The sequence below is a fragment of the Campylobacter sp. 2018MI13 genome (assembly GCF_018501135.1).
Lineage (GTDB): Bacteria > Campylobacterota > Campylobacteria > Campylobacterales > Campylobacteraceae > Campylobacter_E.
In genome coordinates this window covers 1-405 of the sequence record NZ_JAHCZC010000273.1, presented here as the reverse complement: position 1 = coordinate 405, position 405 = coordinate 1, and the positions used below count along the sequence as shown (strand labels likewise).

Annotated in this window: 1 protein-coding gene; it reads right to left on the bottom strand. The window is 45.9% G+C overall.

Going from position 1 to position 405, the window contains the following annotated elements:
• The coding region (locus KJQ99_RS10005; protein WP_284467062.1) for a magnesium transporter at positions 1 to 382 on the bottom strand (382 nt) is incomplete at its 3' end.
• Positions 383 to 405: the final 23 nt, after the last annotated feature.

Here is a 405-nt window from a genome sequence, read left to right as displayed (position 1 = left end):
ACGTTAAATCGCTCAAAGTCGAAATAAACGGTCCTGAAGCAACGGCAGGATCGACCCCGATTCGATCCATCAAATTCGGAATAAAGCTTCCGGCAAGATTGGCAACCGTAATGGCACACATCATTGCCATGCCGATTACGAATCCCAAAACGAAATTTTGCTTCCAAATGCCGACAATCAGAAAAATTGTCAAGCCCGTAACGAACCCCGTCAAAAGACCAGTGAAAAACTCTGTCAAAAACTGTTTATACCAAGAAGGCTGATCCTCTTCTTTTTCAGCAAGACGCCTGACGGCAACGGCTAAGCTTTGCGTCCCGGCATTACCGGCAGTCCCCGTAATGGAAGAGATGAAAATTGCCAAAATGCTCGCTTCACCAATCATGCTTTCATAATGCGAGATAAGCG